The sequence below is a fragment of the Lactobacillus sp. ESL0680 genome (assembly GCF_029392855.1).
In the GTDB taxonomy this organism is placed as follows: Bacteria; Bacillota; Bacilli; order Lactobacillales; family Lactobacillaceae; genus Lactobacillus.
The window spans coordinates 1,589,263-1,613,165 of record NZ_CP113945.1 but is presented as its reverse complement, the minus strand read 5'-3'; the positions used below and the strand labels follow the sequence as shown (position 1 = coordinate 1,613,165).

Annotated in this window: 21 protein-coding genes and 1 CRISPR repeat array (1 of these 22 running past the window's edge); of the genes, 15 read left to right on the top strand and 6 right to left on the bottom strand. The window is 39.5% G+C overall.

The annotated features are described in order from the left end of the window. A CRISPR array of direct repeats spans positions 1 to 177; the repeat unit is 28 nt; it reaches 1,671 nt to the left of the window's first position. A gap of 378 nt (positions 178 to 555) precedes the next feature. The 3 genes from cas7e to OZX58_RS07735 all read left to right on the top strand — a co-directional run bounded on the left by cas7e (position 556) and on the right by OZX58_RS07735 (position 4,226). Continuing rightward, entirely contained in the window at positions 556 to 1,641 is a 1,086-nt protein-coding gene (cas7e, locus tag OZX58_RS07745) for a type I-E CRISPR-associated protein Cas7/Cse4/CasC (protein ID WP_277140907.1), read from the top strand. A gap of 47 nt (positions 1,642 to 1,688) precedes the next feature. Next, positions 1,689 to 2,312 carry a type I-E CRISPR-associated protein Cas6/Cse3/CasE gene (cas6e, locus tag OZX58_RS07740; protein ID WP_277130191.1) on the top strand — a complete coding sequence of 208 codons (624 nt, stop codon included), beginning with the start codon at positions 1,689 to 1,691 and terminating at the stop codon, positions 2,310 to 2,312. A gap of 159 nt (positions 2,313 to 2,471) precedes the next feature. Beyond that, positions 2,472 to 4,226 (top strand): thiamine pyrophosphate-dependent enzyme, encoded by a 1,755-nt coding sequence (locus OZX58_RS07735; RefSeq protein ID WP_277140906.1) that lies wholly within the window; start codon positions 2,472 to 2,474, stop codon positions 4,224 to 4,226. A gap of 65 nt (positions 4,227 to 4,291) precedes the next feature. On the opposite strand, the gene OZX58_RS07730 is transcribed toward OZX58_RS07735, so the two are convergent. Then, positions 4,292 to 4,957 (bottom strand): cobalamin biosynthesis protein CobQ, encoded by a 666-nt coding sequence (locus OZX58_RS07730; RefSeq protein WP_277140905.1) that lies wholly within the window; start codon positions 4,955 to 4,957, stop codon positions 4,292 to 4,294. Positions 4,958 to 5,181: 224 nt separating this feature from the next. Between OZX58_RS07730 and OZX58_RS07725 the strand changes: the two genes are divergently transcribed. Beyond that, positions 5,182 to 5,772 carry a hypothetical protein gene (locus OZX58_RS07725; RefSeq protein WP_277140904.1) on the top strand — a complete coding sequence of 197 codons (591 nt, stop codon included), beginning with the start codon at positions 5,182 to 5,184 and terminating at the stop codon, positions 5,770 to 5,772. A gap of 36 nt (positions 5,773 to 5,808) precedes the next feature. Here OZX58_RS07725 and thiD read toward each other — a convergent pair whose 3' ends face one another. Beyond that, complete coding sequence (thiD, locus tag OZX58_RS07720) at positions 5,809 to 6,621, bottom strand: bifunctional hydroxymethylpyrimidine kinase/phosphomethylpyrimidine kinase (protein WP_277140903.1); 813 nt, start codon at positions 6,619 to 6,621, stop codon at positions 5,809 to 5,811. Between the two features lie 140 nt (positions 6,622 to 6,761). Between thiD and glpK the strand changes: the two genes are divergently transcribed. The 3 genes from glpK to OZX58_RS07705 are packed head-to-tail and all read left to right on the top strand — an operon-like array spanning position 6,762 to position 9,571. Then, positions 6,762 to 8,264, top strand: a complete 1,503-nt coding sequence (gene glpK / locus OZX58_RS07715; RefSeq protein ID WP_277140902.1) for a glycerol kinase GlpK — start codon at positions 6,762 to 6,764, stop codon at positions 8,262 to 8,264. A gap of 33 nt (positions 8,265 to 8,297) precedes the next feature. After that, the gene (locus tag OZX58_RS07710; protein ID WP_277130204.1) at positions 8,298 to 9,071 is read left to right on the top strand and encodes a tyrosine-protein phosphatase; all 774 of its coding nucleotides are present in this window, start codon (positions 8,298 to 8,300) and stop codon (positions 9,069 to 9,071) included. Next, on the top strand, positions 9,071 to 9,571 hold the full coding sequence (locus OZX58_RS07705; RefSeq protein WP_277130206.1) for an O-acetyl-ADP-ribose deacetylase: 501 nt from the start codon (positions 9,071 to 9,073) through the stop codon (positions 9,569 to 9,571). Before OZX58_RS07710 ends, OZX58_RS07705 begins: the two co-directional genes overlap by 1 nt. A gap of 56 nt (positions 9,572 to 9,627) precedes the next feature. Here the strand turns inward: OZX58_RS07705 and OZX58_RS07700 are convergent, their stop codons facing one another. Both OZX58_RS07700 and OZX58_RS07695 read right to left on the bottom strand, forming a co-directional pair. After that, complete coding sequence (locus OZX58_RS07700; protein ID WP_277140901.1) at positions 9,628 to 10,701, bottom strand: P1 family peptidase; 1,074 nt, start codon at positions 10,699 to 10,701, stop codon at positions 9,628 to 9,630. Between the two features lie 26 nt (positions 10,702 to 10,727). After that, positions 10,728 to 11,951: a C39 family peptidase gene (locus OZX58_RS07695; RefSeq protein ID WP_277140900.1), complete on the bottom strand. Its 1,224-nt coding sequence runs from the start codon at positions 11,949 to 11,951 to the stop codon at positions 10,728 to 10,730. Between the two features lie 290 nt (positions 11,952 to 12,241). Here OZX58_RS07695 and OZX58_RS07690 point away from each other — a divergent pair, with 290 nt between their 5' ends. From OZX58_RS07690 to OZX58_RS07665, 6 genes are all read left to right on the top strand, one after another. Next, entirely contained in the window at positions 12,242 to 13,612 is a 1,371-nt protein-coding gene (locus tag OZX58_RS07690) for an amino acid permease (RefSeq protein ID WP_277140899.1), read from the top strand. An 11-nt stretch (positions 13,613 to 13,623) separates the two neighbouring features. Next, positions 13,624 to 14,211 carry a M15 family metallopeptidase gene (locus OZX58_RS07685; RefSeq protein WP_277130214.1) on the top strand — a complete coding sequence of 196 codons (588 nt, stop codon included), beginning with the start codon at positions 13,624 to 13,626 and terminating at the stop codon, positions 14,209 to 14,211. A 237-nt stretch (positions 14,212 to 14,448) separates the two neighbouring features. Then, on the top strand, positions 14,449 to 15,336 hold the full coding sequence (locus OZX58_RS07680; RefSeq protein ID WP_277140898.1) for a PRD domain-containing protein: 888 nt from the start codon (positions 14,449 to 14,451) through the stop codon (positions 15,334 to 15,336). Between the two features lie 129 nt (positions 15,337 to 15,465). Beyond that, complete coding sequence (locus tag OZX58_RS07675; protein WP_277130219.1) at positions 15,466 to 17,433, top strand: beta-glucoside-specific PTS transporter subunit IIABC; 1,968 nt, start codon at positions 15,466 to 15,468, stop codon at positions 17,431 to 17,433. 21 nt (positions 17,434 to 17,454) lie between these two features. Then, entirely contained in the window at positions 17,455 to 18,900 is a 1,446-nt protein-coding gene (locus OZX58_RS07670; protein WP_277130220.1) for a 6-phospho-beta-glucosidase, read from the top strand. A 13-nt stretch (positions 18,901 to 18,913) separates the two neighbouring features. Beyond that, complete coding sequence (locus OZX58_RS07665; RefSeq protein ID WP_277140897.1) at positions 18,914 to 19,741, top strand: histidine phosphatase family protein; 828 nt, start codon at positions 18,914 to 18,916, stop codon at positions 19,739 to 19,741. 77 nt (positions 19,742 to 19,818) lie between these two features. Here OZX58_RS07665 and OZX58_RS07660 read toward each other — a convergent pair whose 3' ends face one another. Beyond that, positions 19,819 to 21,060, bottom strand: coding sequence for an MFS transporter (locus OZX58_RS07660; RefSeq protein ID WP_277141781.1), 1,242 nt, complete (start codon positions 21,058 to 21,060; stop codon positions 19,819 to 19,821). Positions 21,061 to 21,195: 135 nt separating this feature from the next. Here OZX58_RS07660 and OZX58_RS07655 point away from each other — a divergent pair, with 135 nt between their 5' ends. Both OZX58_RS07655 and OZX58_RS07650 read left to right on the top strand, forming a co-directional pair. Further along, on the top strand, positions 21,196 to 22,131 hold the full coding sequence (locus tag OZX58_RS07655; RefSeq protein ID WP_277140896.1) for a cytochrome C5: 936 nt from the start codon (positions 21,196 to 21,198) through the stop codon (positions 22,129 to 22,131). Positions 22,132 to 22,195: 64 nt separating this feature from the next. Next, the gene (locus OZX58_RS07650) at positions 22,196 to 22,480 is read left to right on the top strand and encodes a hypothetical protein (protein ID WP_277140895.1); all 285 of its coding nucleotides are present in this window, start codon (positions 22,196 to 22,198) and stop codon (positions 22,478 to 22,480) included. Positions 22,481 to 22,513: 33 nt separating this feature from the next. Here the strand turns inward: OZX58_RS07650 and OZX58_RS07645 are convergent, their stop codons facing one another. Continuing rightward, entirely contained in the window at positions 22,514 to 23,773 is a 1,260-nt protein-coding gene (locus tag OZX58_RS07645) for an MFS transporter (protein ID WP_277140894.1), read from the bottom strand. Between the last annotated feature and the right edge of the window lie 130 nt (positions 23,774 to 23,903).

Sequence of the window (23,903 nt, the reverse complement as noted above, 5' to 3'; positions counted from 1 at the left end):
TCCCTGATCAGGGAACTGATAGTAATAGTATTCCCCACGAGTGTGAGGTTGATCCCACAGGGAGGTAATAGTTAATGCCAGTTACATCGTATTCCCCCACATGCGTGGGGGTGATCCTAAGACACTGGAACTAACTAATAAACTCTTAAAGTATTCCCCATATTCATGAGGGTAATTTTAACCTAAGAAGTAGTACTGAATATCCAAAACAATATTTATAATCTGTGTTCCAGAAGCTGTGAGTAATAGATTTTCTATTTTAATATAGCTGGTTGAATATTAATGTTCGTATACTATATTTTACTTTGTAAAACACCTTGCAAAAAATATGGTTTTATTACATAATATGTAGTTATAAACAATGTGTTAACAAATAAATTTATGCTTATAATAATGACATGTATGTTTAAAAGTATTTTTAGTTAGTAATCAAGTTCTACCTAAACTAAATTTACTTGATGTACTAATTATTAGTGGATAAATATAGGAATACATGGATTAAGTAAAGTATAAAATACATGATTTGGCCAACAATACTTAAAAGGAGTAATTGGAATGAGTAATACAAATTTATATCTCGATCTGAACATCTTACAGAAAGTACCATCTTCTAACATTAACCAAGATGGTACAGGTGCACCTAAAACCGCATATTACGGCGGCGTTACGCGTGCACGTGTTTCTGCACAAAGCTGGCAAAAGGCTGTACGTGATTTCTTTAAAGCAGAAAATTCTGCAGTTGGTACAAAAACAAAAGAAATTGCAGAACTTTTAGCTCATGAATTGTCAGCTTTAGACGGTTCTTTAGACGAAAAAGCTGCAATGGACAAGGCTATTGCTACTTTGGGTGCAGCTGGGCTCAAATTTAACCGGGATTCTGATAGCGGCAAGATTTTAACGTCTACTTTTTTGACAGTTAGTCCTGTTCAATTAGAAAAATTGGCGCAATATGCTTTGACTCATGATAATTTGACCGATCAAACTGCCAAGAATGACGTTACGCGCATTTTGGAATCTGATAATTCTCTTGATTTGGCATTATTTGGTCGGATGGTTCCAGATAATTCTGTACTTAATGTTAATGCAGCAGCTCAAATGGCAAACGCAATTTCAACTCATGAAATCAAACCAGAATACGATTACTTTACTGCAATTGAAGATTCACACCCAGAAGACTCAAGCAATGTTGATATGCTAGGTGCAGTTGAATATAATGCAGCAATTTTATATCGTTATGCAAATGTTAGTGTTGGTACTTTAGCTAACAACCTTAACAATGAAGATATTGTTAAGAACATTGTTGCTTTTGTTAAGGCCTTCATTCTTTCAATGCCAACTAGTTCGCAAATGACATTTGCTAACAAGACTTTGCCGAATTACATCATGATTACTTTGCGGGAAGATACACCAATCAACTTGGCTTCTGCGTTTGAAGAACCAATTCCTTCTAAGAAGGACTGTATTGCGAGATCAATTAAGAAGTTGGAAGACGAATATGTTGTAACTAAGAGATTCGTTGAAGAACCTTTGATGAATGTAATTCTTACTAATCATCCTTCAAAATTCAACAACCAAGCTGAAAATCTATCAAAATTGCTGGATAGGGTTACTGAAGCCTTAACAAAGGCAATGCAAGATTAATAGTTTTAATTAGCTTTATACAAGGTAATTGAAGGAGGGAAGCAGAAGTGTATCTATCAAGAGTTGAAATTGATGTTAACAATTGGCCGAAAGCTAAGGAATTAACGCAACTTTCTGCGTTTCACAATTGGGTAGAACAGAGTTTTCCTGATGAGGTCGAATCTGAGGATCAAGAGCCCCATTTATGGCGAATTGATCGTCTAATGGATAAAGAATATCTGATAATTGTTAGTCAAACTAAGCCAGATTCTAGTAGTCTTCTAGAGTATGGTGTCTCGGGTACTGTTGATATCGAAGATTATGACGAATTTTTAAGTAAAATTAAGTCAGATCAAGTCATGCAATTTAGGTTAGCTGCTGATCCATCATTTAAGTCAAGAGATGGTAAAGTAGAGCCTGCTGTTACTGTAAAAGATCAAGTACGGTGGCTGCTCGAACAAGCAGAGAAGAATGGCTTTCAAGTAAAAATTCCGGAATTACAGATTATTAGTCGTGATTGGCCAATAGCATTTCATCAAGATAGTCAAAGAGTGCGGCTCAGTAGTGTGAAGTTTGAGGGTAAGTTAGTTGTAAAAAATGTTAACTTATTTAAACGAGCTTTAACTAATGGTGTCGGACTGGAGAAGACTTTCGGTATGGGTCTCATGACAGTTATTCCTCAAGCTGAATAGTATTTTATAACTAAAAAAAGCGATCCCTGTTGGGTCGCTTTTTTTGTGCGTTTAAAAAATCAGGGTATTATATCTTGACTTACAAAAAGTAAGTGATATTATTTAGAAATGCTTACAAAAAGTAAGCCATGGAATGAATTCAAAGAATGGAGTTTTAATATGACAAAGATGATGGCAGGTCAAGCACTTGCAAAAGTATTAGAGAAGTGGAATATTGACCATGTTTACGGCATTACTGCTGATTCAATTAATAATACAGTTGATGGCTTATACCAAGAACGTGACCAAATTAAGTATATTCAAGTACGTCATGAGGAAGTTGGAGCTTTGGCAGCAGCAGCTGATGCTAAGCTAACTGGTAAGATTGGGGTTGCCTTTGGTTCAGCTGGCCCTGGATCAGTCCATATGCTAAACGGTCTTTACGATGCCAAGATGGATCATGTGCCAGTATTAGCCTTAGTTGGTCAGACTTCTACAGCTTTTATGAATACTAATTTCTTCCAAGAATTAAATCAGGATCCAATTTACGCAGATGTTGCTCAATTTCATAAATTAGCTGCTAATGCGGAACAAATTCCTAGTTTAATTGATGAGGCAATCCGGTCAGCTTATGCAACTAAGTCAGTATCAGTTGTTGTGTTGCCTGATGACCTTTCAGGACAAGAAATTGAGTACGTAGCAACCAAGACAGCTGCTCTAAGTACAACTAATAATGAAATTTTAGCAAAGGATGCTGATGTATTAGCTGTTTCTGACGCAATTAAGAATGCCAAGAAGCCAGTGATGTGGCTTGGTCAAGGTGCGCGCGGCAGTCGTGATGCCGCAGTTCTAGTTGCTGATAAGTTTGGCTTACCAGTCTTGACTACTGCACCAGCTGCAGATGTCTTTCCGACTAATCACCCTAACTACATGGGTGCGCGTGGACGTTTGGGAACTAAGCCTGCCTTTGATGTTTCTCAAGACAGCGACCTGATTTTGTATGTTGGTACTAATTATCCGTTTGCGCGCTTTTTGCCAAATGACAAGACAATTATTCAGGTTAACAACAATTTGGCTGATTTGGGTAAGCAATATGATGCTGATATTACTGTTTTGGCTGATGCGAAGGACTTTTTGGCAAAATTAGCCGCAGTAGATTATCAAGCAGAACCAACTGCATTTTTAAAGGCAGCCCAACAAGACCGCGCTTTGTGGGTAAACTGGCTTGAAAAGCTTGCGGCTGACGACCATGATGGCTTGCGTGCTGAAAGTGTAATTCAAGCAATTAAGGATAACTCAGCAAAGGATGCTGTCTTTGGTCTTGATGTTGGTAATAACACAGAGTGGGCTTTACGGCAATTGCCATTCGATCATGAGCAAAAATACGCAATGTCTGCTTGGTACGGTACGATGGGCTTTGGTCTGCCAGCAGGTCTTGCAGCTAAGTTATCATTTGCTGACCGCCAAGTTTGGACAATTTCTGGTGATGGTGGCTACGTAATGGTAATGCCGGACTTGTTAACGGAAGTTAAGTATCACTTGCCTGTAGTTAACGTGGTTTTGGAGAACAAGTCATTTGGTTTTATCGGCCATGAAAAGTTGCAGGCAGGTCAGGCACCTTATGGTATTGACTTAGTTGGAGCAGATTGGGCCAAGGCAGCTGAGAGTATGGGTGCAATTGGTTTAACTGCCACTAATTTAGCGGAATTAAAAGAGGCAATGGCTAAGATTAAGCAGCTGCAAGCTAGCGGCAATGAGTTGCCAATTGTTTTGGATGCTAAGATTTTAGATATTGATCCAATTGATACTAACGTTGTGATGACTGATGAAAATGTGTTTGGCGCAGAAGCTGTAGCTGATTACCGTAAGACTTACGAGTTAGATGCAGCAGACCAACCAACATTTAGTGAATTGTTGGCTGATGCAAGCAAGTAATAAATTTAAATAAATAAAAACATCTTCAGATTAAACTGAAGATGTTTTTTGCTTTGGCATAATGATTAGTCAGTTACACGTTCTTGGTGCCAATCAAGAACCATCTTGACAATGGCATTGGCGACGTTCAAGTTGCGCAAAATTGGTCCGTGAGAGTAAGTCCCAATAAAGTTGTTGTAATGCAAACCCTCAAGTCCATCTTGAGGATTGTTACCATAACCAGTAATCATTTTGCCCAATGGCTGCAAACTTTGGTCATCAAAATAAGTTTGACCTGAATGGTTTTCAAAGGCCTTAACTTCACCCCATTCGGTATTGTAGTGAGTATCGCCAATCATGCGCTTGTCTGCTTTAAAGACGGTGTGAAATGGCAAAATGTCCAATCCTTTAATTGTGGCACCACCAATTGTTTTGTAGTAAGTACCAACAAGCTGGTAACCACCGCAAACGCCAAGCATTGGGTGACCAGCATTAATGTAATTAGTTAATGTTTCTTTATGCCGCGGCAAGTCTTTAGCAACAACGGTTTGCTCGAAGTCTTGTCCACCACCAAAAAAGACAAAGTCGTAATCAAAGGCATTGAATGGGTCCCCTAGGGAAACATTGTCAATTTGAGTGTTATAGTTTTGCTTCTTTAATAGGTAACGAATAATTTTAACGTCACCAGAATCACCATAGGTATTCATTAAATCTTCATATAAGTATGCAATTTTAATTGTCTTGTCTGCCATCGCGCCTCAACCTCGTATTTTTGTAATAAATTATAGCGTAAAAGGTTGGTATTAAGCAAAAGAAGATTCTAATTATGGGGTAAATTAACTGATTTTTAAGAACCGATAGATGAACTGGTGACATGTGGAGATAACTGTAACAAGCTTGTTATAATATAACTATTGTTATTATTTTATAATAATTGTTAAAGATTATATTATTTTAGATAAAAGGAGAATTTTAAATGAAGCATTCAATATTAACTTTACTTGCAGCGGCAACGCTTGCTAGTGCAGCTGGGGCAAGTACAACTGTCCAAGCGCAAACTGTTAAACCAGTTAAGTCTGTTACCCAAAAAATTGCCAATACATATTCTTTCCCTAAGAAGTGGCGCGGTAAATGGTATAGTAGTAATATTTTAACGCCTAAGCCATTAATTATTAAGTTAGGTAGCTATACATCACCTAAAACCGGCGAAACTGTTAAAATGACCAGCGTTGCTAGTGCCCCAACTACTGGTAAACTGACTTCAGAAATAGTCAGCGTTAGCCAAGATCAAGATCCTGCTAAGCTTGCGGCATTGGCTACAGGTACTAATAAAAAGATTAATCATGTTACTTGGTCGATTGTAACGCCAGCTGGTAAAGATGCAGAGAGTGCTGCTTATTCAATGAAGGTTGAAAAGGTTAACGGCAAGAAAGTTCAAGTATTATTTGAAGCTCAGCCAGATACTGGAAAAGTTTATAACCAATACTTTAAATCAAAGAAATTAGCTAAAAAATACGGTAATCATCATTTTAAAAATATTAGTTATACAGAATATAATTATCGTTAACAAAAAAAGAGTCCACGCGACTCTTTTTTGTTGGTGTTATTTCACGTCTTGCTGGGCGGCAAAGTGATTGATTGGACCATATTTAGAACCCACAGCAATTGGATGGGCAATTGCTTCATAAGTGAAGTCTTTGGCAATCTTGACGCTATCGATAATTGATTTGCCTTTAGCCAGTTCAGCGGCAATTACGGCAGATAAGGTATCGCCAGTACCGTTAATGCGGTCAGTATCAATAAACGGCTTGGTAAATTCATAAAAATTGCCGTCAGCTGTTAATAAGATATCTGTCACTGCTGACTGTTCATTATTATCGTGGCGGCCCTTCATTAAGACATTTTTGGCACCCATTTCTTGTAATTTACGGGCACCCTGCTTAATTTCTTCCTTAGTAGTCAATGCAAGACCAGTTAGCTTTTGTTGTTCATAAAAATTGGGCGTGATGATATCAGCCAGTGGTAATAATTCGTCCAAAAAGGCTTGATAAGCATCATCGTCAAGCAAAGTATTGCCGTGTTTGGTCATGATAACGGGGTCGAGGACAATTTTGCCCATGTCGTATTTGCGCAGATTAGTCGCAACACAATTAATGACCTCTTTGTTAGCTAGCATGCCAGTCTTTAATGCGTCAATTTTAAAATCTTCGTTTAAAACATCAAATTGCTTTTGAATGAAGGGTAGTGGCATGACTTCTTGAGCATAAATACCAGTGGTATTGCCAGCAACGGCTGCAGTGAGCAGGCCCATACCATATACTTTTCGTGCATAAAAGGAGTGTAAGTCAGCTGTCATACCTGCACTGCCGTCGCTATCATTGCCAGCAATTGTCAGAGCGATAATTTCTTTGTTCATAATTTTGCCTTCCTCTTTAAACCAAGCTTTAGTTTCAAGTATAACTTAAAATACTGACAATGATATAATTATTTCTTGTAAAAAAACATGCAGATAAGTAAAATTATATTAAAACCGCTTTCTTGAGAAAGGATATAATTATGTTAAAAAAGTACGTTATGGCGATTGACGAGGGTACGACTTCAACCCGGGCAATGATTATTGACCATCAAGGCAAGAAAGTTGCGTCATCGCAAAAAGAATTCCCCCAATATTTTCCTCAACCAGGTTGGGTTGAACACAAGGCTGAAGAAATTTGGCATGCTGTACAGACGACAATTGCTAATGCAATTATTAATTCGGGTTTGCGCCCAGACCAGATTGCCGGCATCGGGATTACTAACCAAAGAGAAACAACAGTTATCTGGGATAAGAAGACGGGTAAGCCAATTTATAATGCGATTGTGTGGCAGTCGCGGCAGACAACTGCTCTAGCTGAAGAACTGAAAAAAGCCGGCTACAGTGACATGATTCATAAAAAGACCGGTTTGATTATTGACCCGTACTTTAGTGCAACAAAAATCCGCTGGATTTTGGATCACGTTGAAGGTGCTCAGGAGAAGGCTGAAAACGGCGACTTACTGTTTGGGACGATTGATTCATGGCTATTATGGAAGTTAACTGATGGTGAGGTTCATGTGACCGACTATACCAACGCTTCAAGAACCATGCTTTTTAACATCCACGATTTAAAGTGGGATGATGATATTCTTAAGTTATTGAATATTCCTAAGAAAATGTTACCGGAAGTTAAGTCAAATTCGGAAGTTTATGGTTATACCAAGTCTTACACCTTTTTTGGTGGTAAAGTCCCGATTTGCGGGATGGCCGGGGACCAACAAGCAGCACTTGTAGGTCAACTTGCGCTAAAGAAGGGCATGGTTAAGAATACTTATGGTACTGGTTCATTTATCGTGATGAATACGGGCGAAGAACCAACTGAGTCTGATAATAACCTGTTGACCACGATTGCTTATGGAATTAACGGTAAGATTTCTTATGCACTTGAAGGTTCTGTCTTTGTTTCTGGGAGTGCGGTTCAATGGCTGCGCGATTCGATGAAAATGATTAAGTCGGCGGAAGAATCGGAAACAGCAGCACGCGCGTCTAAGTCAAAAAATGAAGTATATGTAGTACCAGCATTTACGGGTTTAGGTGCACCATATTGGGATTCTGAAGCTCGGGGTTCAGTCTTTGGCGTTACACGTGGAACAGACAAGAATGACTTTATTAAGGCAACACTGCAGTCACTTGCTTACCAAACTCGAGACGTTGTTGACACAATGCAGATTGATTCTGGAATTGATATTCCAACGTTGCGCGTTGATGGTGGTGCCTCAAACAATGATTATCTGTTACAATTTCAAGCTGATATTTTAGGAATTAAGATTGATCGCTCAAAAACGCTTGAGACAACGGCAATGGGGGCTGCCTTTTTGGCTGGTCTTGCAGTTGGCTATTGGAAAGATGTTGATGAACTGAAAAACATTTTTGTTGTCGGTAAGACTTTTGATGCACAAATGCCTAAGGAAGAACGCGACCATTTGTATGCTGGCTGGAAGCGTGCGGTTAAGGCAACCCAAGTTTATGCTCATGGCGAATAGCAAAATGATTTAAGGGAAAAGAAGTGAGAACTAATGGCACACAAGCGAATTGTGGCCTTTGATGGGCCATTAAATTTTAGGGATGTTGGCGGTTATCAAACCGAGAATGGTCAGACAGTTAAATGGAATAAAATTTATCGCTCGGATTCATTAAGTTCACTTACGCCTCATGACCAACAAAAACTGGCGGATCTGCACGTTACAGTTGATTGTGATTTGCGTTCAGCGTATGAAAAAGAGACTTCTCCTGATAAGTCATGGTTTAAGCGCGAATTTGTCGATGTTCCCGTTTATTCTGAAGATATTGCGGATCAGCAAAATGACCGTAAGGTGTATCGTTTTTTGCATCATATTCCAGATATGAAGGATAACTTTATTGGGCGGATATACCAGCAGACACTTCTTAGTCCCCATAGTCAGGACATTTTTACCCGAATTTTTGCACAATTACTGGAATTACCAGAAGATGAGGCACTTGTCTATCATTGTAGTGCCGGTAAGGATAGGACGGGGATGGTGTCTGCTTTGATTTTAATGGCGTTGGGCGTTGATGACGACACAATTGCCCGTGATTATTTGTTAACTAATGAGTTATATGATTTCGCTATTTCGCGGCAGTTGCCGAGTAATGACGATATTTCTAAAATGGTTGCTAAGATGAATGTTACTAAAGGTGAAGGAATTGCCATTCGCGGCATTACGGAAACCATTCGCGGCGGCTGGGGCGACTTTGCCAATTTCTTTCAAAAACAGTTGGGTTTTACTGCAGATGATTTGATGCAATTAAGGCGGATGTATTTAGAATAATGTTAAAAATTGAAGTTATTAAAGGTGACATTACTAAGTTAAAAGTTGATGCAATTGTGAATGCAGCGAACGAGACTTTGCTTGGCGGTTTGGGAGTAGATGGTGCAATTCACAAGGCTGCTGGTCCGGAACTATTGGCTGAATGTCGAACGTTACATGGCTGTAAGACAGGTCAAGCTAAGATAACGCGGGGATACAGATTACCTGCTAAGTATGTCATTCATACTGTTGGGCCAATTTATTCTGGACGAGCAAGAGATGATTCATTTTTGCGGGCATGTTATGTTAGTTCACTTGACCTAGCTAAAGAAAACAACTTGCATAGTATTGCTTTTCCTGCAATTTCAACGGGAGCGTATGGTTTCCCGGCTGGTCGAGCAGCCCTAATTGCTTTCCAAACGGTTAAAAAATGGCTGCGAGAAAATGAAGCGGCTAAAATAGAAGTAATAATGTGTGCGTTTGATGATAAAACGGCAGCACTTTATCAAAAACAGGTATAAAAATAGGACCATAGAATTATCATAATTCTATGGTCCTATTTAGTTAGCGAGATTAATTAAAGTCCCAATTGTTCCTTTAACTTAATGGCATCTGGATCATTGCCCAACTCGTTTAAGGCATCTGGCAAACCGTAAACAGGCTTGCCGTTACAGTTGATAAAGGTTTTACCGTGGGCTAATGAACTTAGAATGGCTTCATTAACGATATCAACCGTAATTCTGAAGTAGCGGTCAATCTTGTCATCAGTAATTGCTTGAATTGTGCTGAGTTCGTTTTCTGGGAAGTGGCTTACCCGATTAGCGGTTGAAAAGGCAAGGGTAATTTCGCCGCTGCCGTTACCAGCGAAGGAACCACTGCGAGTAATACCAACGCTTGAGCGGCGTGCAATTCGCTTCAATTGCCGTGAATTGAAAGGAATATCAGTAGCGATAATTGTGATAATACTGCCTTTTTCCTTGTCCTTCTTCATTTGGGCAATCTTTTTACCAATATGTTCACCATAGATGTTTAAATCTTCGCCAAAGCCAAAGTTGGACATTACCAGTGCGCCCATTGTGAAGGTTTTGCCGTCGATCTCAACTTGCCGTGAAGCAGAGCCGATACCACCTTTGAGGTCGTAACAGCACATACCAGTACCGCCGCCAACGGGTCCTTCTTCAAAAGTAGTGTCAGCTGCCGCAAAAGCATCGTTAACGTCATCTTCTGTAACGCCCAAATCACGAATATGGTTGATGTTGCTATCATTACATTCCATGACAATCGGATTGACACTACCGGTTGTAGTCCCGATTTCCGGATTTTCAGCAAGCATGCGCTTAACTAAGGCAGTGCAACCAGTACCGACACTTAGTGTGTTGGTTAAAACCAGCGGCGTTTCAATAGTACCAAGTTCTTCAACTTGAACTAGACCGGTACTTTTGCCGAAGCCGTTAATTACTTGAACTGCAGCGGGCATTTTTTCTCTAAAAATATTGTCTTGGCAAGGCTTGATTGCCGTAACCCCAGTGTTTAAACGGTCAGTCTTGACTGTCTTGTGTCCGACAGTAATTCCGGCAACATCGGTAATTAAATTTTTTGGTCCTCTCTTGGCATCGCTTAGTGCGTTTAAAAGTGGTTTGTTAAGTCCCATAATTCTTCTTCTTTCTTAAATATATACTACATGATTTCTATTGCCCATTGTCTAACATTATATGCTTGCATAAAAGCAGATTTTGTCAACCAATAATGGCCGTCAATTGGGTCGGAAACATGGAACAAATCTTCACTGAAGCCATCTAATAAGACGGCGTGATTATTTTTGTAAGTTTTGCCCCACGGATAAGTGTCCGGGTCTGGCGGGGTAAAATTGGTGGTGACATAAGTTAGAACTGGATTGCCGCGCTTGATGGCGGCAATCAGCTCAGGTTCACTTGCGCCATTTAAGTCACGCAAAGTTGTGAATTTTTGTCCCCAAGCTAATAGCGCTGGCGGAAAAATCGCCTCAAAACGTCCAGTTACGTTCTCATAAGGTGAGCCGCCAAAGCCGTGATATGGATTATAGTCTGGGGATAGCGGCATCTCATTAATGAAAGTTTGGTAATCCGTTGTTTTCAGTTTACCTTGATAATGCAGACCCATTAGTAAAGCTGCGGCCTCGCAGCCGTTTTGAATTCCCCAAAACATTTGGTTAATATTTTCGGTAATAAGCAGCTGCGGTGCTTGCGGCTTTAATTGCTGGGGGCAATCGTGCAGGAGGCAGTCTGTTGTTGGAATAAAAGTGTCGGGTCCAATCTGCAGGTATTCATTACCAAACTCGTCTTCTTTGACTGCCAAAATCGACAGCTGCTTGTCAGGCTTAATTAAGTCTAAGTTTTGCCCTAAATGATCGCGGGCAATTGAACCATGAGGATTGCTAATTATGGTTTCTGTTTGGTTTAGATCATGAGTCCGCGTAATTAGCGGCTCGCCATCAAGCCAAACATCACTTCTTTTGAGCCAAGTGCCATTGGAAGTCATTAACCAAGTTTGGTGAAATATGTCTTCTCCTTGACCGACAAGTTGCAGGCTGCTTGCCAAGGGCCGATGTGCGAGCAATTGGTGCTGGCTAGAATAGGTATTCGTGCCACGCGGGTTTTTGATTTTCCCCCATTTAAGTTGGGTAAAAAGGTCAAATTCACTAAAGTAGTTTAATTTTTCAAAATATGCATCGTTAAATGATAATAAACCTTGTGCAGTATTAAAGTAAATATTCTGCTGATTATCTTTGACTAAATTGTTAGCCGATAATTTTTGGCCGATTTCACAGGTGGCGCTGATTTGTAAATCATCATTAGTTAGGACAGCGGCTTGCCTACTGACAATAATTGTCTGGATATTATGAAAGTGATAAATGATTTCCATTCAAGACTCCTTCTAAATAATTAAATCTATCATAGCATATTATTTGCGGTTAAATTGTATTAAATTAAACAATAATTCAAGCAGTGTATTGACAAATAGTATGTTTTGCTTTAATCTTTTTTTAAATTAAATGGTAACGCAATCGAGATTCTAGGACAATGTCTTAGAAGTCCTGGAATGCTTAGGGAGCGTTAGCTGATTTGTCTAAAATGATTAAATTTGGTCTCATTGTTTTGTTAAGACAATGGGGCTTTTGTTTGGGGCTAACTTGATTTTTAAGAGGTGTTATTTTGAAGGAAAAAAGTGAAGAAAACGCGCCGCAGTTGAAAAAGACGATTGGTGTGTTTGGCGGAAGTAATATTTTAATTGGGATTATGATTGGCTCAGGGATTTTTTACATTGGGTCATACGTTCTGCAGCGTTCGCAAATGTCAATGGGCTACGCACTACTTGCATGGCTGATTGGTGGGTTAGTTACTTTGATGGGGAGCTTGTGTTTTGCGGAATTAGGTGCCATGAATCCCGAGACTGGTGGGATTTATGTTTATCTGTCAGATGCTTATTCACCAGTAGTTGGTTATATGTTTACCTTTCAAAGTATGGTGATTGGCGGCCCCGGTTCAATTGCGGCAATTGCGATTGCGCTGCCGATGGCCTTGACAAGTTTCTTCCATTTTAATGATTTAACAGTAAAAATAATTGCAATTTTATTAATTGTTATTTTCACGATTGTCAATTACTTTGGTGTTAATATCGGTGAATGGGTACAAAACTTCTTCACGGTTCTGAAGGTTTTGCCGCTAGTCTTAATTATTGGCTTGGGTGTTTTCTTTGGTCACTATACGCCTAATTTATCATTATCATTTCCTGCTGGTAAGGGTAATGTGATTGATATTATTCAAATGGTAGCCTTTGCGGTCATCGCCTCGCTTTGGGCATTTGAGGGCTGGACGAACCTCAATACCGTTGCTGGTGAAATGAAAAATCCGCAAAAGAATTTGCCTAAAGCATTAATCTTATCAGTTGGCTTTACAACAGTTGTTTATGTACTGTTCAACTTTGCGATTTATCGTTCACTGCCTGCTAAGGCGATTGCCAAGTCAATCAAGGCAGGACAATTATACTTAGGTACGAATGTTGCGCAAACATTTATGGGCTATGCCGGTACAATTTTGGTTGCAGTTACAATGGTTTTGGCAATGATTAGTTCATTAAACGGCATGATTTTAGCCTTTTCACGTTACTATTATGCCGTTGCCAAAGACGGTTTATTATGGAAAACATTTGAACACATCCATCCAAAATACCGCACTCCAGATCACGGCTTAATTATGCAGATGATTATTTCAATTGCCTTAGTTTTGACGCGGGACTTAAATGAACTTACTTCTCTAGTTGTCTTCAGTGGTGCAATTTTTAACCTGTTGTCAATCTTAGCTGTACCTGTTTTGCGTTACCGCCAACCAGATGCTGCTAGACCATATAAAGTTTGGGCTTATCCGTGGACAGTCATCATTGCTGTTGTTGCCTTTTTAATTATTTTAATCAATAACTTCTTTGATGACCCCGTAACTTCACTGTTAGGTCTGCTAATTCCAGCAATTTCTGTTGGTGTCTATTATTACTTTAGACACAAGTATCCAGTTAATGAATTGAATTAGGGGGGCAAATAATGACTAAAGAAAAAATTATTGCGGCCGCTAAGGCAATCAAGCCAGACCCAGCATTTTTGAATATTCAGAAAGTTGATCCGTCAATTATCGTGGATTTGAAATATGCCACAATGGATAATTTTACAGATCATGTGATTTATGATTTTACAACGGCGATTGCTCGTGCTGGTACCGCTAAAAAGTTGGGCGTGGCAGCTAAATTATTAAAAGAGCAAGGTTACCGGATTAAAGTGTGGGATGCCTTTCGGCCAAGCACAGCCCAAATTAAAATGTACGAAGTTTATCCTCATGATGAATGGGTGGCTGCACCTAATCCTAATTACAGTCATGAAAAGGGTGTTACCTTTGATCTGACAATTACTGATATGGCAGGAAATGAACTCCTGATGCAAAGTGGTTTCGATGATTTTACTGGTAAAGCTTTGCGTTCATATCCGCGTACTGAGGAGCAGGAGCATAACTACCAAATTTTAGATGACGCAATGGCCAAAGCTGGCTTTCATGGTTATGAAAGTGAGTGGTGGGATTATCAAGATGATGATTCTGATTTATATGAGCCCGCACAAGCTGATCCCAATGATTATTAAATATATATGATTAGGATTTTGCTTAAATTAGCATGATGCAAGTTAATTATGTATATTAAGAATAATACTGATAAAAAATATTCAAATAACTATTGAAATCGCTTTAACACTGATTTATAATTTAAATGTAAATAAGCGTGTTACTGATTCGATCAGGCATTAACCTATAAATAAACAATAACTCATAATCTGCTATTGGTTATTTGTAGGTTTTTTTGTTAAAAAGAGGTTAGCAAAGTGAAATTTGTCAAGAATTTTAATAACAATGCTGCTTTGGTGTCTGATGAATCCGGCGTTGACTGGGTTGTAATTGGTAATGGGATCGGCTTTGGTAAAAAAGCTGGCGATGAGATTGATGAGAGTAAGATAAGCCGTCGGTTTGTCGCGGTTGAGAAGAATATTGAATTGGCCAATAGTATCGGTGATATTGATACGCGTACATTAGCACTGACAACTGAGATCATTCAACTTGCTTCACAAAAACTGCAAACTAAGTTTTCTGATTATCAGTATTTTGCATTAGCCGATCATATTGATTTTGTGCTTAAACGAGCTGATGAGGGCATCGACTTGGGCCAAGAAACGGTCCGCTGGGAAATTCATAAGTTGTTCCCCAAAGAGTACGATACCGCTCTAGCAGCGATTAAGCTGATTGAAGAGAAGACAAACTTGACTTTGCCGCGTAGTGAGGCCGTTTATCTGACGTATCACTTTATCAATGCTGGCTCCGATCAAACTAAGCTGCAGGACACAATTAAGATTACGAAGTTAATCCATGGTGTCATTGCCATTATTGAGTATCAATATGGGATGCAGCTTGACACGGAATCATTTAGTTTTAATCGTTTTATGACGCATTTACGAGCATTTATGGTTCGACATATTTGTGGCATTAATGATGATAGTGGGAGTGAGCTAGATCGGTCTTTGCTGGAATTAATGAAGGCAAAGTATCGCACGGCTTATGACACGGTCTTAAAGATTGGTACTTATTTACAAAAGCAAGCTGGTTGGGAATTGCAGCCTGACGATCAGGTTTATCTGACTTTACATGTCTGGCGGGTAACGCGCAGGCAGAATAGTTCAGAGCCTGATAGTGATGAGCGCATAACAAGCGGCAAATAATATTGTTTATCTGGTGTGTTACTGGTAATGCAGGCATTAACCCGAGAACATAAGTAAGACCTCTGCTTAATAGCTGGGTAATGCTTTTTATGTCCACGGGTTTTATTTTGTCTATTTTTAGGAGGAATTATGGCTTACGAAGATTTAAGTCAAAAGATTATCACCAATGTTGGTGGTAAGGACAACGTAGCCAGTGTTGTTCACTGTACAACACGGTTGCGCTTTAAGTTGAAGGATGAAAAAAAGGCCAACGATGATGCAATGAAATCAACTGATGGAGTTATTTCATTGGTTAAATCTGGTGGTCAGTATCAAGTAGTTATCGGTAATAACGTTGCCGATGTTTATGATACTTTAATCAAAGTTGGTGGCTTTTCCGACGGCGGTGAAGTTGCTGATGATTATGTAGATACCAGCAACATGAGTATTGCCGATCGCTTTATTGATTTGATTTCTGGTATTTTCAACCCAATCTTAGGGCCAATGTGTGCGGCCGGAATGATTAAAGGTTTCAATGCGATGTTCGTTGCATTGGGCTGGGAAGCACAAACTTCTGGTACTTACACAGTATTAAATGCTATTGGCGACAGTTTGTTCTACTTCTTGCCAGTTATCTTAGGTATTTCTGCAGCTAAGAAGTTTAAGCTTGATGGCTACCTTGGTGCGACAATTGGTGCTGCACTTTGTTACCCAACAATTGTTGCGATGACTAGCAGCAAGACAACTTTGTTTACTTTATTTAAGGGAACAATTTTCCAAGCTCCAATCCACATGACTTTCCTTGGAATTCCGGTAATTTCGATGAACTATACTTCATCAGTTATTCCGATTATCTTGGCAGTTTGGTTTGCTTCTAAAGTACATAAATTAGCACGAAAGATTATTCCTGACGTTGTTAAGACTTTCTTAGTACCATTTATGGTTCTGCTGATTACTATCCCAGTAACCTTTATCGTAATTGGACCAATTGCTACTTGGCTTGGTGATGCAATCGCTGCTGGTGTTAGTGCCGTTTACAACTTCAGCCCAATCTTAGCTGGTGTTCTGATGGGTGCATTCTGGCAAGTATTTGTTATCTTTGGTGTTCACTGGGGCTTTGTTGCCGTTATGATGACCAACATTGCGGCTATGGGTTATGACCCAATCTTAGGTTTATCACTTGCTGCATCATTTGCTCAAACTGGTGTTGTAGCTGCTATTATTTTCCAAACTAAGAATGAAAAGACTCGTAGTTTAGCTATTCCGGCTGTTGTTTCAGGAATCTTTGGTGTTACTGAGCCAGCTATTTATGGTGTTACTTTACCTCGTAAGAAGCCGTTCTACATTAGTTGTATCGCTTCCGCAATCGGTGGTGGCTTAATCGGAATGTTTGGTACCAAAGTTTACATTATGGCCGGAATGGGAATCTTCTCAATTCCAGACGCAATTAGTAAGAATGGTATCGACATGCGCGTTTATGGTTTGATTATTGCCATGGCAGTTGCTACTGTTTTAGGTTTTGGTTTACAAATGTTATTCGGTAAGAGCAGTGTTGATGCTCCACTTGATGGTGAAGCAGTTCCTGCTGGCGCAGCTGTTGCTGAAGGTAACGCTAACGCTGAAGTTGAAACTATCGCTAATGATGAAGCTGCTGATACTGCAGTTAAAGCTGAAGTAGTTGCTGCGCCATTAAACGGTACTGTTGTTGATTTAAAAGATGTTAAAGATAAAGTATTTTCAAGTGGTGCTATGGGTCAAGGTGCCGCAATTGAACCAAGTGAAGGCAAAGTTTATTCACCAATTAATGGTCAGATTGCTATGGTCTTCCCAACCGGACATGCGATTGGTTTAAGATCTGATAATGGTGCCGAAGTAATGATCCATATTGGAATGGACACAGTTGAACTTGACGGTAAGGGCTTTAAGACCTTAGTTGAAAAGGATCAAGCTGTTAAAGTCGGCGATCCATTAATTGAATTTGACATTGATGCCATTAAAAAGGCAGGTTATGTTGTTACAACTCCAGTGATCGTAACTAATTCAAAGGACTATAATGATGTTAAGGTGCTGGCAGATGGTCAAGTTAAGGCCACTGACGCATTTATTGACTTAAAATAGTTACAGAAAGGTTAGATAAAGATGGATACAAGTAATTTTCCTAAAGACTTTTTATGGGGCGGCGCTACTGCTGCCAATCAATTAGAAGGAGCTTATCAAGAAGGCGGCAAGGGTCTATCACTACCTGACGTTTTGCCAGGTGGTAAGGAACGGATGACCGTTGTTAATGAACCTGACTTTGACTTCACGATTGATCCTAAGCGCTTCTATCCTAACCATATTGGGATTGACCACTATCACCACTTTAAAGAAGATATTGCACTGTTTGCAGAAATGGGCTTTAAGTGTTACCGTTTTTCAATTGCATGGTCCAGAATTTTTCCTAATGGTGATGAAACTGAACCTAATGAAGAAGGCTTGAAGTTTTACGATGCCTTAATTGATGAATGTTTGAAATACAAGATTGAGCCTGTAATTACCATTTCACACTATGAATTACCATTGAACTTGGTTAAGAAGTATGGTGGCTGGAAGAACAAGCAATTAATCGACTTTTATGAGCGGTTTGCTCGGACAGTATTAACTCGTTACCATGATAAAGTTAAATACTGGATGACTTTCAACGAAATTAACAGTGCTGCGCACTTCCCAGTAATGGGTCAAGGCTTGGTTGCTTCTAATGGTGCTAACGACAAGAAGAATGTCTACCAAGCATGGCACAACCAATTTGTTGGTAGTAGCAAAGCAGTTAAGATTGGTCATGAATTAGATCCTGATTTAAAGATTGGCTGCATGATTTTGTATGCTACTACTTACAGTTATGATTGTGATCCTAAGAACCAATTAGCTGCACTGCAAGATAACCAAGCTAATAACTTCTTCTGTGCCGATGTTCAAGTACGTGGTCACTATCCAGCTTACACTAAGAGTTTATTGGCTCGTAACGGTGTTAAGTTGAGCGATCTTGACTACACTCAAGAGGAATTAGATTTATTAGCTAAATATCCTGTTGATTACATTGGCTTTAGTTATTACATGTCATCAGTTGTTGATGTTACTCATGAAAAGCAAGAAACAGTTAATGGTAACCTGATGGGCGGCGTTAAGAACCCATTCTTGAAGAGCAGTGATTGGGGCTGGCAAATTGATCCAACTGGATTAAGAATTGCCTTGAACCAATTATCTGACCGTTACCAAAAGCCTGTCTTTATTGTTGAAAATGGTCTTGGTGCAATTGATAAGCCAGATGAAAACCACTATGTTGTTGATGATTACCGCATTGACTACTTGCGTGAACATATTGAAGCAATTTCAGGCGCAATTGATGATGGTGTTGATGTTATGGGTTATACTCCATGGGGCTGTATTGACTTAGTTAGTGCATCAACTGGTGAAATGTCCAAACGTTACGGCTTTATCTATGTCGATGAAGACGATCATTGTGAAGGCAGCTTTAAGCGTTACAAGAAGAAGTCATTTGACTGGTATAAGAATGTAATTGCTACTAACGGTCAAGATTTGGGATAAACGGTAAATAATTATGAAAAAGTGGATGAAGACAGTTGTGTCATTCATTAGTGTATTTGCGCTCTTTTTGGTTGGAACAAACCAAGTGTCTGCTAAGAGCAGTAAGGCAACTAAGCCAGTAGTTATTTATTTAACTCGTCATGGTGAAACTACTGCTAATGTAATGCACTTGGCCCAAGGCTGGAGCGATTATACTCTAACTGATAATGGTGTTAAAGGTGCCCAATATCTTGGAATGGGATTGAAGGGCACCAAGTTCAAGGCTGCATATTCTGGCGACTTAACTCGTCAGGAAAAGACAGCTCAAGGTGCTTTGGATTATTCTGGCAATAAGAAGGTCAAATTACAGATTGACTGGCGACTTCGTGAATGCAATTATGGCAGTTATGAAGGCCGTCCAGATATTGCCAAAAATGTTCCTGAAATTGCAGCTTATTATGGTTACAGCAGTACTGAAGACTTTCAAACTAAGACTGGTAAATTGTTCCAAAATAAGATGCAAGACGGCTACTATGCTTTAGATCAAGCTAATAAGCTAGATACTACTTTGCCGCAACAATATCGTGCGGAGCAATCAACCGCGGTTCAAAAGCGGATGACAGAAGTATTAACTGCAATTGCTAAAAAGTATCAAAAGAAGGGCGGCAATGTCCTGGTAGTTAGCTCAGGAATGTCGATCAACATGTTCTTGTCAGCTCAAGACTATCCAGAATACCAAGGTGTTGGTATAGCTAATGATGCTGTTACTAAGTTGACCTATAAAGATGGTAAATTTAAGTTAGCAGGACCAATTGGCGATTTGAAATACTTCAATGCTGGTAAGGAAACAGCAGATAAGTAATCAACTTTTGCAAAATCCTTTCAAAAAATAAAAAGACTAGTCACAGATAATTGTGACTAGTCTTTTTTGATTGTTATTTACTTATGTTGTTTTTTCAAAGTGAAGAAAATAATCAGAATGAAATTGATTAATAAAGTAAAGCCAGTTGTCCAAAAGACTGTAGCGTAATTGAAGACGCCAGAGATAATTGATCCCATCATAGAACCAAAGACGGAACCAACGGCTTGGAACGACTGGTTATAACTGAAAATTCGACCAAAGCTTTCTGTTGGTGTGTTGAGAGTTAAAACAGTTTGCGCTGCCGGCAGCATGGCTGCACTGGCAATTCCAAGCAAAAATCTTAATCCTGCCAGCATCCATGGTGAATGGGTGAGGGCCATCGGAACGAAAAGAACGGCGCCAACAATTAATCCTAAGCGTAAAATTTTCAGAGGCCCAATTTCGTCCATTTTGTGACCAACTTGAGAAGCGGCGAGCAGTGTACCTAAGCCCGGAGTTGCGGCAACGATACCGGCGACAAAGGCAATATTCTTGCTGTTAGGCATCATTGATTTGACATAAAGTGAAACGATTGGGTCAATTGACATGTTAGCTGCCTGAACGAGTAAGGTAGTAATAAACATGATGACGATTAACTTAATGTTAGGTAACTCGTGCATGATTTCGCCCATTGGCTTCATTTCTTCACGAGAAATCGGGGTAAATTCTTCGCTAACTAGGAAGGTAGACCCAATGAAGACCAGTAACATTAAGAAGCCAGTGATAAAGAAGGGAATTCGATAACCCCAAACGCCGCCGAGCCAGTTACCAAAGAAACTGGATAAAACACCACCAAGCAGTGGGCCGACCAAGTTGCCGGCAGTTCCGGCAGTCATCATTTGGCTCATTACCCAACCGCTGCGTTGGTGTGGTGTTTCACCAGCAATTAATGCTGTGGCGTTATTGATGTATCCGGAAAATGCGCCTTGAATGAACCGCATGACGATAATGTAAATAGCGTTGGGTGCGAAACCAGTGGCAGTAATGGTTAAAGCCATTACGCCGGAAGCACGCATACACATCAATTTGCGTCCTTTGCGGTCAGCGAGGTTGCCCCAATAAGGCGAAACGATTGCTTGCGCAATGAAGGTCATAGCAAAGGCTAGTCCGGAATATAGGTTGATTTGCAACTTACTGTAGTGACCAAGGTCCGCGATAAATAAAGAAATAAAGGGCATTGTCATCGAATAGCCCATACCTGTAATAAAGCAGCCAAGCCAGAGGGTATAAAACGATTTATGCCACCCAGCTGGTAACTTGTAAGATTTTGTCAAAATGATCCATCCTTCTATATTAATTAAAAAAATATTAATCCTTTTTATTTTAGCACATAAAAATTGCTAAAAATTTGCTAAAAACAAGAAATTTGCTTGTTAAACATGGTAGGATAGTGTTTCTGAAAGGATGAGTGCATTATGGGGAAAGATCCACGCATAACAAGGCGTGAATATCGCAAACGGTATGTTGAAAGTGAAACAGATAGAGAAAAAATTGTCCAACAAAGTGTTGAGACCAAGCACTATTCACTGCGCGTGCCGACACGTACGAATTACCGTCATTTAAAGCTGAATTTTTGGGAAATTTTTTCTGATCGACCGTATATTGCTGTTGCGATTATTGTCTTGGCAATTTTCTTCATTATGGCGAAATTGTGGTGGCTGCTGGTTTTATTACTGGTATTAGTCGTAATTGGGATTTATCTTATTGGCCGCAGCCATCACCCTGACCGTGTTTTAAGTCTTGAATTTAAATTAAAAGCATCACGTAAACTCAGTATGCTGCGGGCATTGCAGTTTGGTGGGGCAATCATCATCTTCTTGGCAACATATATGAAAAAAGTGGTCACGGTTGACTTTTCATCGGCTGGGTCAACTGATGGTTTTCAAATTGTCCAGGGACTATTATCTGATCGCGGCGGTGTGTATGGGCAACAAGGTTCATATTTTTTGAATTTGCTTAATACACTAACTGGCGGACAACTATGGGGAACATATCGTTACGCGACAAATAGCGCGCAAATGATGAACAGCAATGCAGGCCGCTGGATTGTGATTTGGGTATTGCTATTAATGATTGCCCCGGCATTTTGCGTGTTGGCGCAGTTCTTTAGAGAGCCATATTCGCGCAATACAATGTTAGTTGCGTCAGGCATAACTACGATTAGCTTTATCTTAACGCCGACTTTGATGCGGAAATGGATTGTGGCGTACGCAATGGAAAATCAGATGTCTCAGGCGCAGGCACAAGCGGTAGTAAGTGTCGGACCAATGGCTTATGTGGCAATGGGCTGTGCCTTAATGGTGTTAATAATTTCAATTTACCGTGTGATTAAAAAAGACCGATTTGAATAAAATTGCCTTTTACTCCGAAAGCTATTAAAATAATATTATTTTAATAGTTAGGGAGTGGTTAATAATGGACTTTGACGAAATGGTAAATCTGGCATTAAAGCCAGACGGCAATTTAAAATTAATTCTAAAAGGTAATGTTGAACAGGTAAATGATGAACCGCTAGGCGTTGTTGCGGTAGTTTATCTGACAAGTGATGCCCAATTGGCTAAAAAGAAATTCACCGAACTAAATGAAAATAAAGCAGCTGATGAATTTTATATGGTTTATAGTTGTCCGCAAGATACATATTTGCCAACTTTAGGCCATTATCCTTCACTTGAAATTTCTAGAGCAGATTTGGGCATGTAAAAAGACGAGAATTTAAATTCTCGTCTTTTTTGTTTAGTCAATATTTGGTTCTACTTCTGGCGTTGTCTTTTGTGTCTTCTTCATTACGTAAAAGGCAACAATGAAGACAGCGACGCTAACCACAATTAGGCTGGCTAGTGCGACATTAATATTAATTGCACTGGCGATACTGGTAAAGATGGTAGTCATCAGGGGGCCAGCAACTTGTAAAATCGTGTTTAGTGCTCCAATTGATGAGGATAAAATCGTGCGGTCAACTGCTGAAACAAGCCATTGGGACATTTTGGGACTGGCAACGCCGGCAAAGAAACTAAGCAGGACAATAAAAATCAAGGTGGCAATAATATTTTGGGCAATAACGGCAAGTGCGGTTCCAGCACTAACCACTGTATCAAGTAAAGTGATGGTAAATAGTGAGGCCTTCTTAAAAATCATGGTTCCAATGGCACTGCCTAGAGCAAGTCCAATTGAATTTATAACACCAATTAAGGCAATGGTAAAACTGTAAGTACCAATTAACATGGTTTTATTTCCAGCAACCACAATTGAAATCAGTGGTTCAAGTGCCATCAAAATGCCGTTTAACAAGGCAATAACAGAGATAACAGTTAATAGGCCGTTAGCCTTTTTGATTTGCATGAAGGATGACTTTAACGTGGTGAAGAAGCCTTGTTCGTTAACTTTAATTTCTTCTTTGGCGTGGTCTTGAAGGTAACTATGATTGATACTGACGTATAATAAACCGGCTGCTAAAAAGGTTAAAGCATTGATAATTGCCAAGTTAGAATATGAGAAAAATAATAGTAAACCAGAGCCAATAAATTGCGCAATTGTTGAAATGATTTCTGAAATACCGCTGGTAAAACCTTCAGCTTCAGATATTTCGTTTGCACCCACTAGATCAACAATTAGTGGCGTTGTTAAGCCGCTTGAGTACATACCCGAAATGTCAGAGATGAAGTTGATGCCAATAACGATTAGAACTAAATTCCAGCCAGCAATGTTAGTGACAAATAGTAACCCGACAATCAGATAAAGGACAAAGCGAATAATCGCCAACCAAACAATCATTTTTAACTTGTTCTTAGTTCTGTCGGCATAATAACCACTTAAACTTTGGATTAACCGTGGAATTGCTTCAGTAATTGAAATTAATGAGATTGCTAGCGTGTAATTATGTAATTTGCTGGCATAAGTCATTAATGCCAAGTAGAACAGAATGTCGCCAGCAGTTGATAACCAGCTGGCAAGTGTTAGTTTACGAAAGTTTTTGTTCTTTAAAAAAATGCCCATGATTGATAACTCCTTTTTTCATTTAACATATATTTAGTATATTTGAGTTAAAATAAATTAAAGAAGAAGTGGCGTATTTGACACAAACTTGCGTATTCGCAAGTTGATTAAATTAGGGAGCATTTAACAA

Coding starts and splice junctions, on each gene's coding strand:
- OZX58_RS07675 (WP_277130219.1), top strand. CDS start 15,466: ATGGCTTACGAAGATTTAAGTCAAAAGATTATCACCAATGTTGGTGGT.
- OZX58_RS07650 (WP_277140895.1), top strand. CDS start 22,196: ATGGACTTTGACGAAATGGTAAATCTGGCATTAAAGCCAGACGGCAAT.
- glpK (WP_277140902.1), top strand. CDS start 6,762: ATGTTAAAAAAGTACGTTATGGCGATTGACGAGGGTACGACTTCAACC.
- cas7e (WP_277140907.1), top strand. CDS start 556: ATGAGTAATACAAATTTATATCTCGATCTGAACATCTTACAGAAAGTA.
- OZX58_RS07730 (WP_277140905.1), bottom strand. CDS start 4,957: ATGGCAGACAAGACAATTAAAATTGCATACTTATATGAAGATTTAATG.
- OZX58_RS07735 (WP_277140906.1), top strand. CDS start 2,472: ATGACAAAGATGATGGCAGGTCAAGCACTTGCAAAAGTATTAGAGAAG.
- thiD (WP_277140903.1), bottom strand. CDS start 6,621: ATGAACAAAGAAATTATCGCTCTGACAATTGCTGGCAATGATAGCGAC.
- OZX58_RS07685 (WP_277130214.1), top strand. CDS start 13,624: ATGACTAAAGAAAAAATTATTGCGGCCGCTAAGGCAATCAAGCCAGAC.
- OZX58_RS07670 (WP_277130220.1), top strand. CDS start 17,455: ATGGATACAAGTAATTTTCCTAAAGACTTTTTATGGGGCGGCGCTACT.
- OZX58_RS07705 (WP_277130206.1), top strand. CDS start 9,071: ATGTTAAAAATTGAAGTTATTAAAGGTGACATTACTAAGTTAAAAGTT.
- OZX58_RS07710 (WP_277130204.1), top strand. CDS start 8,298: ATGGCACACAAGCGAATTGTGGCCTTTGATGGGCCATTAAATTTTAGG.
- OZX58_RS07655 (WP_277140896.1), top strand. CDS start 21,196: ATGGGGAAAGATCCACGCATAACAAGGCGTGAATATCGCAAACGGTAT.
- OZX58_RS07700 (WP_277140901.1), bottom strand. CDS start 10,701: ATGGGACTTAACAAACCACTTTTAAACGCACTAAGCGATGCCAAGAGA.
- OZX58_RS07695 (WP_277140900.1), bottom strand. CDS start 11,951: ATGGAAATCATTTATCACTTTCATAATATCCAGACAATTATTGTCAGT.
- OZX58_RS07665 (WP_277140897.1), top strand. CDS start 18,914: ATGAAAAAGTGGATGAAGACAGTTGTGTCATTCATTAGTGTATTTGCG.
- OZX58_RS07725 (WP_277140904.1), top strand. CDS start 5,182: ATGAAGCATTCAATATTAACTTTACTTGCAGCGGCAACGCTTGCTAGT.
- OZX58_RS07645 (WP_277140894.1), bottom strand. CDS start 23,773: ATGGGCATTTTTTTAAAGAACAAAAACTTTCGTAAACTAACACTTGCC.